Source organism: Burkholderia sp. RS01 (assembly GCF_039748055.1).
GTDB lineage: Bacteria > Actinomycetota > Actinomycetes > Actinomycetales > Micrococcaceae > Arthrobacter.
This window is the reverse complement of the sequence record NZ_JBDLAK010000061.1, coordinates 1-545: the sequence shown is the minus strand read 5'-3', so window position 1 is coordinate 545 and position 545 is coordinate 1. Positions and strand designations below refer to the sequence as shown.

General features: G+C 67.3%; 1 protein-coding gene. It reads left to right on the top strand.

The window, feature by feature from the left end; genetic code table 11:
* Positions 1 to 33: 33 nt before the first annotated feature.
* Positions 34 to 545 (top strand): site-specific integrase (locus tag ABFP37_RS22520; RefSeq protein ID WP_347035035.1); only part of this gene is annotated, 512 nt, incomplete at its 3' end.

Below are 545 nucleotides of genomic sequence, written 5' to 3'. Positions count from 1 at the left end.
TCGCCGAAGACGGTTCGTTCCTACGGGTACGACCTGCTGGCGTTCTGCCGGTGGCTCCTGACCGCCGGGCATCCACTGGCGGAGGTGAGCACGGAAGTGTTGCTTCGGTTCCTGCGTGCCTGCCGCGATGCCCAGGTCCCGGGCAGGGCGGGACCGAATGTGATTAGACTGTCGGGGCGCCGGTTGGATCAGTACGCCGCGACGACGATCAACCGTCGGCTGGCCGCGATCTCAGGTTTGTTCGCCTTTGCCGCGCTGCGGGACCCGGGGATGAAGAACCCGGTCCCCAAGGGCCGGGAATCGAGTTGGGTCGCGTCTGGTGAGCGCAGCGGGATGCTGGCGCATACGGCCCGTCGGCCAAAGAACCGTTCCTCGCTTCGGCTGCGCGAACCACGTCGGCTGCCCACGGCGCTGTCCCAGCCTGATGCGGCCGAGCTGCTGGCAAGTTTTCACACCTGGCGGGACCGGGCAATCGCGGGCTTGATGCTCCATTGCGGGTTGCGTTCGGCCGAGGTGCTGGCCCTGGACGTCGCGGACGTCGACAT